This is a genomic window from Streptomyces sp. NRRL S-37 (genome assembly GCF_000721605.1).
Lineage (GTDB): Bacteria > Actinomycetota > Actinomycetes > Streptomycetales > Streptomycetaceae > Streptomyces.
This window is the reverse complement of record NZ_JOIZ01000013.1, coordinates 228,519-242,264: the sequence shown is the minus strand read 5'-3', so window position 1 is coordinate 242,264 and position 13,746 is coordinate 228,519. Positions and strand designations below refer to the sequence as shown.

Here is a 13,746-nt window from a genome sequence, read left to right as displayed (position 1 = left end):
TTTCTGGAGGTCCCTGCCCGATGGCCCAGTCGGTGGGTATCAAGGACGTCGCCCGCGTCGCCGGAGTGTCCGTCGGCACGGTCTCCAACGTGATCAACCGCCCGGACACGGTCGCCGCCGAGACCCGGGCCCGGGTGCTGTCCGCCATAGACCGGCTCGGCTACGTGCGCAGCGAGTCCGCCCGCCAGCTGCGTGCCGGCCGCAGCCGCATCATGGGCCTGCTCGTCCTCGACATGGGCAACCCGTTCTTCGTCGACGTCGCCCGCGGCGCCGAACGCGCCGCCCGCGAGGCCGGACTCGGCGTGATGGTCTGCAACAGCGCCCAGAACCCGGGCGAGGAGGCCGAGTACCTCTCCCTCTTCGCCGAACAGCGGGTGCGGGGCGTGCTGCTCACCCCGGCGGACGCCACCGGCCGCAACATCGAGGCGTTCCGCCGGCACGGCATCCCCTTCGTCCTGGTCGACCGGGTCGCCGAGGGCACCACCGAGTGCTCTGTCTCCGTGGACGACGTCGCGGGCGGCGCGCTGGCGGTGCGGCACCTCGTCGACGCCGGGCACCGCTCCATCGCGTACGTCTGCGGCCCGCCCGGACTGAACCAGGTCCGGGACCGCCGCACCGGCGCCCTGAACGCCCTCGCCGAGGCCGGACTGGGCCCCGACCACCTGCGCGAACTGCCCACCGAGCGGCTCGACGTCGCCGCCGGCCGCGACGCGGGCGCCCGCCTGCTCGGACTCGCCGACCGGCCCACCGCCGTCTTCTGCGCCAACGACCTGCTCGCCCTCGGTGTGCTCCAGGCGATGTACGCGGCCGGCGTCGGCGTCCCCGACGACCTCGCGATCGTCGGCTACGACGACATCGAGTTCGCCGCCGCGGCCGCCGTACCGCTGACCTCGGTGCGGCAGCCCGCGGTCACCATGGGGGCCCTGGCGGCCGAGCTGCTGCTGGAGGAGACCGAGGGCGGGAGCACCGCCGAGCCGCACGAGCACCGCCGGGTCGTGCTCCGCCCGGAACTGGTGGTCCGGCGCTCCAGCCTGACGGCCCGCTGACGGACATTGCGCAAGATTCCATGATCCCGGGCTCGTTGGCCGGACGAACATGTGCTGAACTGGGTCACGGTCCGACAATCCGTTCGTCCCGGGAGTCCCGTTGACCGTCAGCTACCGCCAGCCCGGCGTGGTCCTCACCGACCGCTGGTTCACCGTGCCCCTCGACCACGACGACCCCTCGGGGGAGACGATCGAGCTGTACGCGCGTGAGGCCGTCGCGAGTGACAAGGCCGGCCAGGACCTGCCCTGGCTGCTCTATCTCCAGGGCGGCCCCGGCTTCGGGGCGAACCGTTTCGTCGGGAAGCAGGCCTGGCTCGGCCGGGCCCTGGAGGACTACCGGGTCCTGCTCCTCGACCAGCGCGGCACCGGCGCCTCCACCCCCGCCAACCGGCAGACCCTCCCGCTGCGCGGCGGCCCCGCCGCACAGGCCGACTTCCTCACCCGCTTCCGCGCCGACTCCATCGTGCGCGACTGCGAGACCATCCGCCCCCAGGTGACCGGCGGCGCCCCCTGGACCGTCCTCGGCCAGAGCTTCGGCGGCTTCTGCACCGTCGCCTATCTCTCCACCGCCCCCGAGGGCCTGGACACCGCCCTGATCACCGGCGGACTGCCCTCCCTCGACGCCCACGCCGACGACGTCTACCGGGCCGCCTACCCGCGCGTCGAGCGCAAGGTCGCCGCGCACTACGCCCGCTACCCGCAGGACGTCGAACGCGCCCGCCGCATCGCCGACCACCTCCTCACCCACGAGGTCGTCCTCCCGAACGGCTACCGGTTCACCGTCGAGGCGTTCCAGTCGCTCGGCCGGATGCTCGGCAGCGGCGAGGGCAGCCACCGGCTGCACCACCTCCTGGAGGACGCCTTCGTCCGCACCCCGGGCGGCCCCGAACTCTCCGACGCCTTCCAGGAGCAGGCACAGGGCCTGCTGTCGTACGCCGGACACCCGCTGTACGCACTCGTCCACGAGGCGATCTACGGCCAGGACGCCCGCCCCACCGCCTGGTCGGCCGAGCGTGTGCGCGCGGAGTTCCCGCGGTTCGACGCGGCCAAGACGCTCGCCGGCGACGAGCCGCTGCTGTTCACCGGCGAGACCGTTCACCCCTGGATGTTCGACTGCGACCCCGCGCTGCGCCCGCTGCGCGAGACCGCCGACCTGCTCGCCGCGCGCACCGACTGGACACCCCTGTACGACCCGGCGCGCCTGGCCGTCAACGAGGTCCCGGCCGCGGCGGCCGTCTACCACGACGACATGTACGTCGACACCACCCACTCCCTGGAGACGGCCCGCGCCATCCGAGGCCTGCGCACCTGGGTCACCGACGAGTTCGAGCACGACGGCGTCCGGGCCGGCGGTCCCCGCGTCCTGGACCGGCTGCTCGCCCTGGCGCGCGACGAGATGTGAGTCCGGGTCCGGGCGCGGACCCGGCGGGATGCCGGTACGGCGGGTTAGTCTGCGGACATGACCGAGCCGACGACCAGTCAACTCCCACCCATGCCCGACGACTGGCGGCGCGCCCTGGCCGTGGTGGCCCACCCGGACGACCTCGAGTACGGCTGCGCGGCGGCGATCGCGTCCTGGACCGACGCCGGCCGCGAGGTCTCCTACGTGCTGGCGACCCGCGGCGAGGCGGGCATCGACACCCTGGAGCCGGCGGAGTGCGGCCCGCTCAGGGAACGCGAGCAGCGGGCGAGCGCGGCCGTGGTCGGCGTCTCGGAGGTCGACTTCCTCGACCACGCGGACGGGGTCGTCGAGTACGGCCCCGCGCTGCGCCGGGACATCGCCGCCGCGATCCGCCGGTACCGGCCCGAGCTGGTGATCACCTTGAACCACCGGGACACCTGGGGCGGCACCTACTGGAACACCCCGGACCACGTGGCCGTCGGGCGGGCCGTGCTCGACGCGGCCGGTGACGCCGGCAACCGCTGGATCTTCCCGGAGTTGACCGAGCGGGGCCTCGAACCCTGGAACGGCGTCCGCTGGGTGGCGGTCGCCGGTTCCGGCAGCCCCACGCACGCGGTGGACGTGACGGACGGGCTGGAGCGGGCGATCGCGTCGCTGCTCGAGCACCGGACCTACATCGAGGCGCTGACCGACGAGGACCCGGAGGCGTACGCCCGCGGTCTGCTGACCGGTTTCGCCGAGGAGACGGGGAAGCGGTTCGGGAACCGGCCCGCGGTCGCCTTCGAGCTGTTTCCCCGGTGAGTTCCGTGAACGTGGCCGGGAACTGCCGGCGGAGCGCTTCGAGGAGCACCGCGGGCACCTCGAGGCGGTCGCCTACCGCATGCTCGGCTCGCTGACCGAGGCGGAGGACGCCGTCCAGGAGGCCTGGCGGAGACGGGGCCGCACCGGCACCGACGGCATCGGCAACCTCGGCGGCCGGCTGACCACCGTGACCGGCCGGACGGCCCTGGTCAACGACTCCCTGGGACTGCTCGGCGTGGTCGACGGCCGCATCCGGTCGGTCATGTCCGTCACCGTCACCGGCCACCGCATCACCGGCATGTACATCCTGGCCGGCCCGGACCGCCTCGCTCACGTGCGGTAGCCGCGGGCAGTCGTGCCGCAGGGCGGTACGGGAGGGCTGGAGGTGTCTCCTCCGGGCCCCTCCGGAGGAGACACCCGGCAAGCGCCGGGCCGCGTGACCCACCCCGTCCGGCCCCCACGCGCCCGGAAAGGCCGCGTGGAGATCGGGCGGCCCGGTTGGCGCGCACCCCGATCTTCGGTAGGTTAGGCAAGGCTTACCTAAGAGGAGGTTCGGGGATGGCTGACGACACGCACGACTGGACGGCCGCGCCCGGTGCGGCGCAGCGGGCCCGCTCGGTGCTCGCCGCCGCGTGGTCCTGCACGGTGACCGCGGAGGGCACCCGGGAGAAGCTCGTCGGCGCGCACGGCGTGACCGACGACGGACGGGTGCTGCTGCACGTGCCCGAGGACAGCGCCCTGCTCGCCGCCGCGCTCTGCGCGCCCCGCGGCGAGCCGTCCGCCGTACTGGAGTTCGCCGACGTGGCACCCGTCCCCGTACGCAACCGGATCCGCGCCCGGCTGTGGCTGGCCGGCTGGTTCGCCGTGCGGGACGGGCACCTCGTCCTCCGGCCCACGCGCGTGGTGCTGCGGCAGCCGTCCGGCGCCCTGGTCGTCGACGTCGAGGAGTTCGCCGCCGCCGAGCCCGACCGGCTCGCCACCGCCGAGGCCCGGCTGCTGACCCACCTCGCCGACTGCCACGCCGACGCCGTCGAACGGCTGACCCGGCTGGTCGACCACGGCAGCCTGCACGGCGCGGTCCGCGTCCAGCCGCTCGCCGTCGACCGGCACGGACTGACCCTGCGCATCGAACGCCTCCGCACGGACGGCGACGTGCGCCTGCCGTTCCACGCGCCCGCCGACGACGTCTCCCAGCTCACCGAGCGCATGCACGTGCTGCTCGCCCAGGCGAGCGCCGCCTCCTGCCCCCGTGCGCTGCAGCGGCAGCGCACGGACGGCGACGTATGACGCGGGGACTCCGGCCGCACGGGTGGCCCCCGGCCGGGTGCGTCACGTGGAACGGCGGGAGGCGCCCCCGCGCTTGCGGCGCAGCCGCTCCCGCATCCGGGTGAGCCGCGGCAGCCGCTCGCGCTGCTCCTGCGAGTGCCGGTCCAGTTCCTCGAACAGCCGGCGCGTGCGGTGCTCGGTGTCCATCTCGTCGAGGATGCGGTTGACCTCGGTCAGCACGGCGCCCAGCAACTGCCACTGGCGGGCGTCGCGCCGGGCCTGCTCGAAGAGCAGCCGGGCCAGCCTGTCGCGGGTGGCGGCCGCCTGCCGCAGCTGGGAGGCGAGCCGTTCCTCCGCCGACTCGGCGTTCGCGCTCACGCTCGTGGTCACCAGCACCGCGAAGCTGACCACGGCGTCCGCGATCTCGGACAGCAGCTCCTCGAAGGCGGCGCCCGTCTCCGGATCGAACAGCCGCTCCGGGTCGCGCTCCTTGGCCAGGTCGGTCAGCGTGCGCGCCAGCACCCGCAGCACCACCGTGCAGATCTCCAGCGTGTCGAGGCCGGTGCGCAGCACCACCCGGTGCAGCAGGCCCTCACGCACCCGCGGATTGAGCCGCAGGCTGTCCTCCGCCTGCCGGAGGTCCGCGTCGACCTCGGTGATGTCGTGGTCCAGGCGGCGGGCCTCGTGCAGCCGGGCCGCCGCGCGGTGCGGGGGCGTACGGCCCGACGCCTCCTCGCCGATCCGCAGCATCAGCTGCCGCACCCGGCGCGCCAGCTCCTCGATCGACTCGCCGGCCTCCTCCACCCACACGGGCGGGGCGAGCAGGAGGTTGAACCCCATCCCGACGATCGCCCCGATCAGCGTCTCCACGATCCGGGCCCAGGCGGTGTCCCCGTGCGTGGTCACCCCGAGCACCAGCATCGCGCTGATCGCCACCTCGGGCACGAACTCGTCCACCCGCACCAGATGGCCGACGATCAGCGACGCCAGGATGAGCAGACCCAGGCTCCACCAGGTCAGACCCACCAGCAGGCTGAAGAGGATCGCCACGACGACGCCGGTCACCACGGAGTTCACCCGGCGCACCCCGGTGGTGAGCGTGGAGTACAGGGTGACCTGGACGACGAGCAGCGCGGTCAGCGGCGCGGTGAGCGGGGCGGCCTCCGGACTCAGCCGCAGCGCGATGACGTAGGCGACGGTCGCCGCTGCGGCCGACCTCACCATCTGCACGGTCACCGGGTCCCGGTGCCGCTTGACGAACTCGAGGGCCGGCGCTGTCATCTCACGTACCACTTGCATCCTGGGACGGTTCCCCTTCCCCGGACGCGACGAACGTGCTCACCTGCGACAGCAGTCACCCGGAGGACAGCCGGGCCGGGCCTACAGCTTGTCGAGGAAGGCGAACAGGTTGCCCCTGGTACGGGCGATCTGCTCCTCCAGGGTGAGGCTCTCCTCGAAGCGGGCACCGGTCTCCGGGACCTTCACGCCGCGCAGATAGAGGGAGCAGGCGAGGTCGGTGCACATGTAGGCGCCGACCGAGTTGCCCTCGCGGCCGGCCGGGCCCGCCTTGCGTGCGGTCATCAGGGCGACACCGCCGCGCGGATGGGTCGTCAGGCACAGGGAGCACATGCTGCGGTGCAGGAAGCCGCGCTGGGCCGGCTGGAAGCGCATGGCCACCCCGACGAGACGGTCCTCCCGCTCGGTGACGAGATAGCTGCGGTCGGGTGCGCCCGGATCGCGCCAGCCCAGGAAGTCGAGATCGTCCCAGGGGCGTTCGCCAAGGTCGCGTGGTACGGCCAGCCGCTTGGCCTCACCCTTCGAGCAGTTGATGAACGAACTGCGGATGTCCTGCTCGGTGAGTGCTCTCATGGGGGTCGTCTCCTGGCGTGCTCTTTCGAAACCTAGGGGGTCTAGGTTTCTGGATCAGGGTAGATATCCGGCGTCGGGGGAGCCAGCGATTTTTCCCGGGGACCGTGGCCCGGTGCGTTCCGTAGGCTGTACCGCAGTCGCCGAAGGGGAGGGGCAGGGACGATGGGGGACTCCTGGGAGCGGGCCCGCCGGGTGCTCGCGGAGGCGGGACTGCCGCCCGGCGCGCTCGCCGGGGTGCGCCCGCTGAGCGGAGGTACGTACAACACCGTCGAGGAACTCCTCCTCACTGACGGCGGCCGCTATGTGCTCAAGGTCCCGCCCGCGCCCGCCGCCCCCGGTCTCCGGCACGAGCGGCGCCTGCTCGTCTCCGAGGCGGACTTCTGCGCCGGGGCCGCCGAGGCCGGTGTACCCGCCCCGCGCGCCGTGTCCCTCGGCGGTGACACCTCCGTACCGTACCTGCTGATGACCGCCTGTCCGGGTGAGCCCTGGACGCGGGTGGAGCCGGCCGGCGGGGAGCGGGCGGCGCTGCGCAGGGAGCTCGGCCGTCAGGTGGCCCGGCTGCACCGGGTGACCGGACCGGGTTTCGGCTACCCGTCCGGCGCCCTCGGCCCGCTCGCCCCCGACTGGCGGACCGCGTTCACCGCGATGACCGACGCCGTCCTCGCCGACGCCCGGGACTACGGCGCCCGGCTGCCGCGCCCCGTCGACGAGGTGGCCTCCATGATCCGTGCCGCCGCCGGGGCGCTCGACGAGGTCACCGTGCCGGTCCTTGTCCATTTCGACCTCTGGCCGGGCAACATCCTGGTGGAGCGCACGCCGGCGGGGGAGGCCCGGATCGGCGGGATCATCGACGGGGAGCGCATGTTCTGGGGCGACCCGCTCGCCGACTTCGTCTCCCTGGCGCTGCTCGGCGACATCAGCACGGACGAGGCGTTTCTCGCCGGATACGGGCAGGCCGGGGGCCGGGCCGTCCTCGACGCGGCGGCCCGTGTCCGGCTCGCCCTCTACCGCGCCTACCTCTACCTGATCATGCTCACCGAGACGGTTCCGCGGGCGAGCGGGGACGAACACGGACGATGGCTTCAGGCCACCGTCGCCCCGGAGCTGGAGGCCGCGTTGGACGACATCGGCGAACCCTGTTAGTTCACATCATGAAATAAGGGTGCTGAAAAGTCGCGCCCGGCCGGTTCCCGGCGGTATGTTGCAGGTCGGGCAGGGTTTCGGAAGGAGCCACATGGCGGGGCGGAACGGGCGCACGGTGCGCGACCTCAGGCGGGCCAACCGCACGGCCGTGCTGCAGCGGCTGTACTTCGACGGCCCGCTGAGCCGCTTCGAGCTCGGCCCCGCGACCGGGCTCAGCTCCGGATCGGTGAGCAACGTCGTCGCGGACCTGGTCGCCGACGGCCTCGTGGAGGAGGCCGGCAGTGTCGACTCCGACGGCGGCCGTCCGCGCACCCTGCTGCGGGTGGCACCGGTCAGCGGCCACATGATCGGCGTCGACGTGGGCGAGACCCGGGTCCGCGTCGAACTGTTCGACCTGACCCTCACCGAGCTCGCCCGCGCACAGCGCCCGCTGGAGCAGCAGCGCTACGAGGTCGAGGTCATCGTCGACCACATCCGCTCCGGCATCGCCGAGGTGCTCGCCGGTGCCGGTCTCGCCCCCGAGCGGCTGCTCGGCGTCGGCATCGGCGTCCCCGGCATCGTCGAGCACACCCCCGACCGGGGCGCCGTCGTGCACGGCCAGACCATCGGCTGGGACGCCGTCCCCCTGGAGTCCCTGCTGCGCGCCGGGTCCCCGCTGCCCGAGACGGTGCCGTACTTCATCGACAACGGCGCCAAGACCCTCGGCCAGGCCGAGATGTGGTTCGGCGCCGGACGCGGCGCCCGCAACGCCCTCGTCGTCCTCTTCGGCTCCGGCGTCGGCGCCTGCCTGGTCACGCCCGAGGTGGAACACGGCCGGGCGGTCGAATGGGGGCACCTGACCGTACGGGTCAGGGGACGCCGCTGCCGCTGCGGCGCGCTCGGCTGCCTGGAGGCGTACGCGGGCGCCGAGTCACTGCTCGCCCGGTGGCGCGAGGAGGGCGGCCGGGTGCCCGGGGGCACGGACGAGGAGACGGCGCTGACGGCGATGCTCGCCGCCGCCTACCCGGCCGACGACAGCGCCCCCGATCCCGTCGCGCTCGCCGTACTGGAGGAGACCGCCGAGTACCTGGGCGCGGGCCTGTCCGACCTGATCAACCTCTTCCAGCCCGAGCGCATCCTCATGGGCGGCTGGGCCGGCCTCCAGCTCGGCGCCCGGTTCCTGCCGGCCGTGCACCGGCACGCCCTGTCGTACGCGCTGCGCCACCCGGCCGAGAAGGTGACGATCGAACTGGGCCGCCTCGGCCCCGACGCGGTCACCGTCGGCGCCGCGATCCTGCCGCTCGCCGACTTCTTCACCCGCGGCGGCCGCCGCCCCGACCCGGACCCGCAGTCCCCGCCGCCCGCCTGGCACACGGCCCTCCAGGAACGCACCCCGCGCTAGGGGGTGTCGCTCGGGCCGGACGGCCTCAGGCGACGGCACCCCGCAGCCGAGTCGAGCGGGGCGATGGGGCCCACCCGCGCAGGGGTCTTCTTGCTCGAGTGAAAGCAGGGTGTGGGGGAGCCGAGAACCGGCGACAACGCCGCTGGAGTCCCCCTCCGGGGAGCGCGTGCCAGGGGCCGCGACCCCGGCACGATCCGAACGACGCCCCCAGGAGCCCGGCTCTACGGCCCTGCGTGGCGGGGCGGCCATGTGTGACGTGCACGCCGCCGCCCCGCACGGCCCGGTCACGCGGAGGATTCGTCCGGCACGGGCTGTTCCGGGTTGGCGGACGCCGAGTGCGGGGCGCCCTGCCGGCCGGTGCCGGCCTCGTCCGTGTCCGGCACGTCGGACCCGGCCTCGCCGGACGCGGGTTCCTCCGGCTCGCCGGCCTTCTTCCCGCTCTCCCGCTCCGCCGCGGCGGGCGCGACCTCCCAGGGGTCCTCACCGGGGCCGGCCTGCTGGTCGGGCAGGTCGCGGGGGACACCGGCGCCGTTCTCGCCGGGTCCTTCGAGGCGGTGGTCGGTCACGGCGCTCTCCCTTCGTTCGTACGCGACCCTCGCGGGTACCTCCGCGCGGACCGGTGAAACCTCGTGCTCAGCCGACCTTGCGGCCCCGCATCGGTTCCGTGTCCTCCCCGGCGCCCTGTTCCATGCCCAGCAGGAACTCCTCCACCACCTGCGTCGCCGTGTGCTCCGGCCGCCAGCCGAGCTCCACGCGCGCACGCGTGCAGTCCATCAGCGGCAGCCTCAGCACGGCGTCGAACAGATGCGGCGACGCCGGCAGCAGCCGCAGCCCCCACGCGGCGGCGACCGCCGAGCGGGCGGCGGTACGCGGCAGCCGTACCCGGCGCGTCCCGAGCATCTCCCCGAGCAGCTCCGCGTCGACCGTCGGCTCCGCGGCGAGGTTGAAGGCGCCCCGCGCCCCGGCGGACAGCACGGCCAGCCGGTAGGCGTGGGCCGCGTCGTCGGTGTGCAGCGCCTGCACCCGCAGCCCCGGGACGTCCGGGAGGACGGGCAGCAGATCGGGCCGTGCGAGCTGACCCGGCAGGAAACGGCCGCCGAAGATACGGCGCTGCTCGCTCCCCGACTCCCGCTTGAAGAGGAACGCGGGCCGCATCCGTACCACCCGTGTCCCCGGATGATCGCGCTCGAACGTGTCCAGCGCCCGCTCCAGGTACGCCTTCTCCCGGCAGTACGCGGCGTCCGGCCAGCCGTGCGTGGGCCACGACTCGTCCACCGCGTGGTCCTTCGGGCCCGGCGAGTACGCCCCCACCGACGAGGCGTGCACCAGCGCCGGCACCCCCGCCTCGGCCACCGCGTCGAACACCCGCATACCGCCCAGCACATTGGTGCGCCAGGTGGCCGCCGGATCGTGCGTCGGCTGGAACGCCCACGCCAGGTGGATCACCGCGTCCGCGCCGGCGAACTCCCCGACGAGATCGGACCGGTCCGAGGCCAGGTCCACCGCCGACCACTCGGTCTTCGGGAGCGACAGGTCGGGGACCCGCCGTGCCAGGCCCCGCACGGAGCCGACCTCCGGTTCCCGCGAGAGGACCCGCACCACGCTGGTCCCGACGTTGCCGGTGGCGCCCGTGACGACGACCCTCCTGCCCGCTGTGCTGCTCACCTTCCGCTCCTCTCGGCCGCTGCTCCGCGGAACCGGCCGAGTACCCCTCACGCGAAGGCGTTCACGCCCGTCAGACGGGCCGAGAGTTCCCACAGGCGGGCCGCCTGCTCCGGGTCGACCGCCCAGTCCTTGACCCCGGTGCGCCCGCCGTCGGCCGGCCCGGCGACGTCGCAGTCCTCCAGATAGAGCCCGCCCATGCCGTCCAGCCGCGGCGAGGTGGCGGCCCAGACCTGGGTGGCCGCGCCCTGCTGCGGGGTCTTGAAACCCTCGGGGTTCAGCGGGTTGCCCTGCTCGTCGATCCAGCCCCGGTCCACCATCTCCTGCCGGGGCAGATGCCGCTGGAGCGGGGTGAGGATGCCGCCCGGGTGGAGGGAGAAGGCACGGACGCCGCGGTCCCGGGCGAGGCGGTCGAGGTGCACGGCGAACAGCACGTTGGCGGTCTTCGCCTGCCCGTACGCCTCCCACTTGTCGTAGCCGCGCTCCCAGTGGACGTCGTCCCAGCGGATGCCGCAGGCGTGGTGCCCGCGCGAGGAGACGGACACCACGCGGGCGCCGCCGGGCTCGACGGCCGGCCACAGGCGGTTGACGAGGGCGAAGTGCCCGAGGTGGTTGGTGGCGAACTGGGCCTCCCAGCCGGGCCCGACCCGGGTCTCGGGGCAGGCCATGATCCCCGCGCTGCCGATCACGATGTCCAGGGTCCGCCCCGACGCCAGGAAACGGTCGGCGAACGCGCGCACGCTCTCCAGGTCGCCGAGGTCCAGCTCGGACACCTCGACGCGCTCCAGGCCGTCCAGCGCCTCCCGCGCGGAGCCGGGGCGGCGTGCGGGGACGACGACCCGGGCGCCGGCCTTGACGAGGGCGCGGGTGGTCTCCAGGCCGAGTCCGGAGTAGCCGCCGGTGACCAGCGCGAGCCGTCCGGTCAGGTCGATTCCCTCGAGGACGTCGTCCGCGGTGCTGCGGGCGCCGAAGCCCGAGCCGATGGGGTGCTGTGCGCCGCTGTTGTCGTTCATGTCCGTCACGCTACGGATTGGAGCGCTCTCGAAGTCAAGCGACGCCCGGAGCGGGGCAAGAGGAAGCCCCGGCCGCGACGGGGGAATCACGGCCGGGGCGGCTCGGTGGTGGGCGCGCACGGCGGTCGCCTCTCGGCGAGGGGCTCCACAGGGCTTCAGCCGGACGATCGTCCCTGTGGGCGAATGGTGAGGCCCGGGGACACTGTCCCGTCCGCACCCACGGTCTGTTCAACGGAGAACCACCCCCGGGTGTTCCGCGTCCGGCCGTTCACGGGCGTGACGTGTGTCACCGGCTCCGGGCGCCGCTGTCGAGGTCGGCCCAGAGGTTCTCGGCCTGGAGCACCAGTGTGCCCAGGACGGCCGTCCGCGCGGCGCCCTGCCCTGCCTGTTCGCGCAGCCCGTCCTGGAGCCGTCCGTGCAGCTCCCGCATCACCGCCTCGGTCCGCTCGTCCAGGAGGGTGTCCACGCGCGTGCCGCCCAGCAGCCGGCCCGCCTCCGCGTGGCAGACGTCGCCGAGCAGCTCCAGCAGTTCCGCGTAGCAGCCCAGCACCGCGGCGTCCGGTGCGGCGGGCGTACGCTCCTCGTCGGCGGCCACCGCGAGCGTGCGGGCCAGCGCCGTGAGGTGTCCGGTGACACGGCTGAACCGCTCGTCCTCGTCCTCCGGCGGCAGCGCCTCCGTCGGCGCCCGGTACAGGGCGCGCAGGACGCCCGAGGTCAGCCGCAGGCTCTCCTTGCTCCAGCCGCGGGCCGAGCGCAGCGCCTCCAGACGGCTCTGCAGCCGCGCCGCGTCGCCGAGCCGGTCCGCGGCGGTCTGCGCGTCCCACTCGCCCCCGCGCAGATCCCCGGCGACGGCGTGCAGCACGTCCCCCGCCTCACGGGCGAGCGCCGCCAGGTTCTCCCGTACGTCCCGCAGATGGATCGGCGGCAGGACCAGCGCGTTGACGGCGACACCGATGACCGCGCCGAGCGCCGCCTGCCCCAGCCGGTGCCCGACGGCGACCGCGCTCACCGTTCCCGTGGCGATGGTGAAGACGGCCGTGGTGGCGGCGTAGATGCCCTGGTCGCCGAAGCGCGGCCAGTTCGACAGCAGCACCAGCACCGGCACGGACAGCGCCAGGGCGCCCGTGGTGTCGCCGGTGACCGCCTGCGCCCCCGACGCCACGAGGGCTCCCACGCAGATCGCCGTGAACTGCCGCGCCGCCTGCATCAGCGAGCTGTAGACGGTGGCCTGCACCAGGACCAGCGCCACCCAGGGCGCCATCAGGGCCATCGGGTCGTCGAGCCACACCCGCGCCAGCAGCCAGGCCAGCAGGGCCGCCGCGGCGGCCTTCAGCGACTGGACTAGCAGGTCCCGCTCCCGTCCCGGCCCCCGCCACGCGGCCCGTGCCGCGCGGCCGACGGACCGCGCGTCCCACCGCAGGGCGTCCCGCACCCGTGTCACCGGGGCCGTCCGCCCCACGGCGTCGCCCCGTCCGGTCCTTTCCCGCACCCGTGTCATGTCTCGCGTCATGCCAGCGGGCTGTCCGACAGGGACGCCAGCAGATCCGCCGGACCGGCGTAGACCGCGTCCGCGCCGGCCTCCTCCAGGTCGGCGCGCGGGATGCCGCCGCACAGCACGCCCACGCAGCGCACCCCGGCGCGGACGCCCGCCCGCATGTCCCACACCGTGTCCCCGACGAACACCGCCCGTTCCGCGGGCACCCCCGCCAGCTCCAGGGCGTGCTCGACGGGCTCCGGCGCGGGTTTGCCCTCCGACACGTCGTCGGCGCTCGCCGTCGCGGCGATCGCCTCGTCCGCGTCGATCGCCCGGCGCAGCGCGCTCAGCTCGGCACCGCCCGCCGAGGTGGCGAGCACCACCGTCCAGCCGTCCCGGTGCAGCCGCTCCAGCAGCCGGCCGGCGTCCGGCAGCGCGGGCAGCCGGTCGAAGTACTGCCCGTACAGCGCCTTGTGCGCCGCGCTCAGCTCGTCGTCGCGGCCGGTGTCCCGGTCCTCGCCCAGCAGATGGGCGACCAGGTCGGAGGAGGGCAGCCCCACGGCCCGGTGGACGGCGTGCATCGGCACCCGGTGCCCCGCCTGCCGGAAGGCCTCCCACCAGGCCGTCACATGCAGATGGTTGGTGTCGACCAGAGTGCCGTCGACGTCGAACACGGCAGCCCGTTCCAT

The 13,746-nt window shown here is 74.1% G+C and carries 13 protein-coding genes and 1 pseudogene; 7 read left to right on the top strand and 7 right to left on the bottom strand.

Annotation, left to right across the window (positions count from 1 at the left end; translation table 11 throughout):
* Positions 1–20: 20 nt before the first annotated feature.
* The 5 genes and pseudogenes from IH50_RS0120130 to IH50_RS0120110 all read left to right on the top strand — a co-directional run bounded on the left by IH50_RS0120130 (position 21) and on the right by IH50_RS0120110 (position 4,536).
* Positions 21–1,046, top strand: a complete 1,026-nt coding sequence (locus IH50_RS0120130) for a LacI family DNA-binding transcriptional regulator (protein ID WP_030863886.1) — start codon at positions 21–23, stop codon at positions 1,044–1,046.
* A gap of 100 nt (positions 1,047–1,146) precedes the next feature.
* Entirely contained in the window at positions 1,147–2,448 is a 1,302-nt protein-coding gene (locus tag IH50_RS0120125; protein WP_030863884.1) for an alpha/beta fold hydrolase, read from the top strand.
* A gap of 57 nt (positions 2,449–2,505) precedes the next feature.
* The gene (locus tag IH50_RS0120120; RefSeq protein ID WP_030863881.1) at positions 2,506–3,249 is read left to right on the top strand and encodes a PIG-L deacetylase family protein; all 744 of its coding nucleotides are present in this window, start codon (positions 2,506–2,508) and stop codon (positions 3,247–3,249) included.
* 22 nt (positions 3,250–3,271) lie between these two features.
* Positions 3,272–3,457: pseudogene (locus tag IH50_RS39940) on the top strand (sigma factor); the annotation flags it as partial.
* Positions 3,458–3,807: 350 nt separating this feature from the next.
* Complete coding sequence (locus IH50_RS0120110; RefSeq protein ID WP_030863876.1) at positions 3,808–4,536, top strand: DUF2470 domain-containing protein; 729 nt, start codon at positions 3,808–3,810, stop codon at positions 4,534–4,536.
* A gap of 42 nt (positions 4,537–4,578) precedes the next feature.
* Here the strand turns inward: IH50_RS0120110 and IH50_RS0120105 are convergent, their stop codons facing one another.
* Together IH50_RS0120105 and IH50_RS0120100 are read right to left on the bottom strand one after the other, a co-directional pair.
* On the bottom strand, positions 4,579–5,814 hold the full coding sequence (locus IH50_RS0120105; RefSeq protein WP_030863872.1) for an FUSC family protein: 1,236 nt from the start codon (positions 5,812–5,814) through the stop codon (positions 4,579–4,581).
* A gap of 81 nt (positions 5,815–5,895) precedes the next feature.
* The gene (locus IH50_RS0120100; RefSeq protein ID WP_030863869.1) at positions 5,896–6,384 is read right to left on the bottom strand and encodes an FBP domain-containing protein; all 489 of its coding nucleotides are present in this window, start codon (positions 6,382–6,384) and stop codon (positions 5,896–5,898) included.
* Positions 6,385–6,546: 162 nt separating this feature from the next.
* On the opposite strand from IH50_RS0120100, the gene IH50_RS0120095 reads away from it, so the two are divergent.
* Positions 6,547–7,527, top strand: a complete 981-nt coding sequence (locus IH50_RS0120095) for a phosphotransferase family protein (RefSeq protein WP_030863866.1) — start codon at positions 6,547–6,549, stop codon at positions 7,525–7,527.
* A gap of 91 nt (positions 7,528–7,618) precedes the next feature.
* Complete coding sequence (locus tag IH50_RS0120090; protein ID WP_030863863.1) at positions 7,619–8,908, top strand: ROK family transcriptional regulator; 1,290 nt, start codon at positions 7,619–7,621, stop codon at positions 8,906–8,908.
* Between the two features lie 284 nt (positions 8,909–9,192).
* On the opposite strand, the gene IH50_RS0120085 is transcribed toward IH50_RS0120090, so the two are convergent.
* From IH50_RS0120085 to IH50_RS0120065, 5 genes are all read right to left on the bottom strand, one after another.
* Positions 9,193–9,474: a hypothetical protein gene (locus tag IH50_RS0120085; RefSeq protein WP_030863860.1), complete on the bottom strand. Its 282-nt coding sequence runs from the start codon at positions 9,472–9,474 to the stop codon at positions 9,193–9,195.
* A gap of 67 nt (positions 9,475–9,541) precedes the next feature.
* Positions 9,542–10,573 (bottom strand): SDR family oxidoreductase, encoded by a 1,032-nt coding sequence (locus IH50_RS0120080; RefSeq protein ID WP_030863857.1) that lies wholly within the window; start codon positions 10,571–10,573, stop codon positions 9,542–9,544.
* Between the two features lie 47 nt (positions 10,574–10,620).
* Complete coding sequence (locus tag IH50_RS0120075) at positions 10,621–11,583, bottom strand: SDR family NAD(P)-dependent oxidoreductase (protein WP_030863854.1); 963 nt, start codon at positions 11,581–11,583, stop codon at positions 10,621–10,623.
* 286 nt (positions 11,584–11,869) lie between these two features.
* A complete protein-coding gene (locus IH50_RS0120070; protein WP_107062095.1) occupies positions 11,870–13,081 on the bottom strand; it encodes an aromatic acid exporter family protein in 1,212 nt (403 codons plus the stop codon).
* 8 nt (positions 13,082–13,089) lie between these two features.
* A complete protein-coding gene (locus IH50_RS0120065) occupies positions 13,090–13,746 on the bottom strand; it encodes an HAD family hydrolase (RefSeq protein WP_030863846.1) in 657 nt (218 codons plus the stop codon).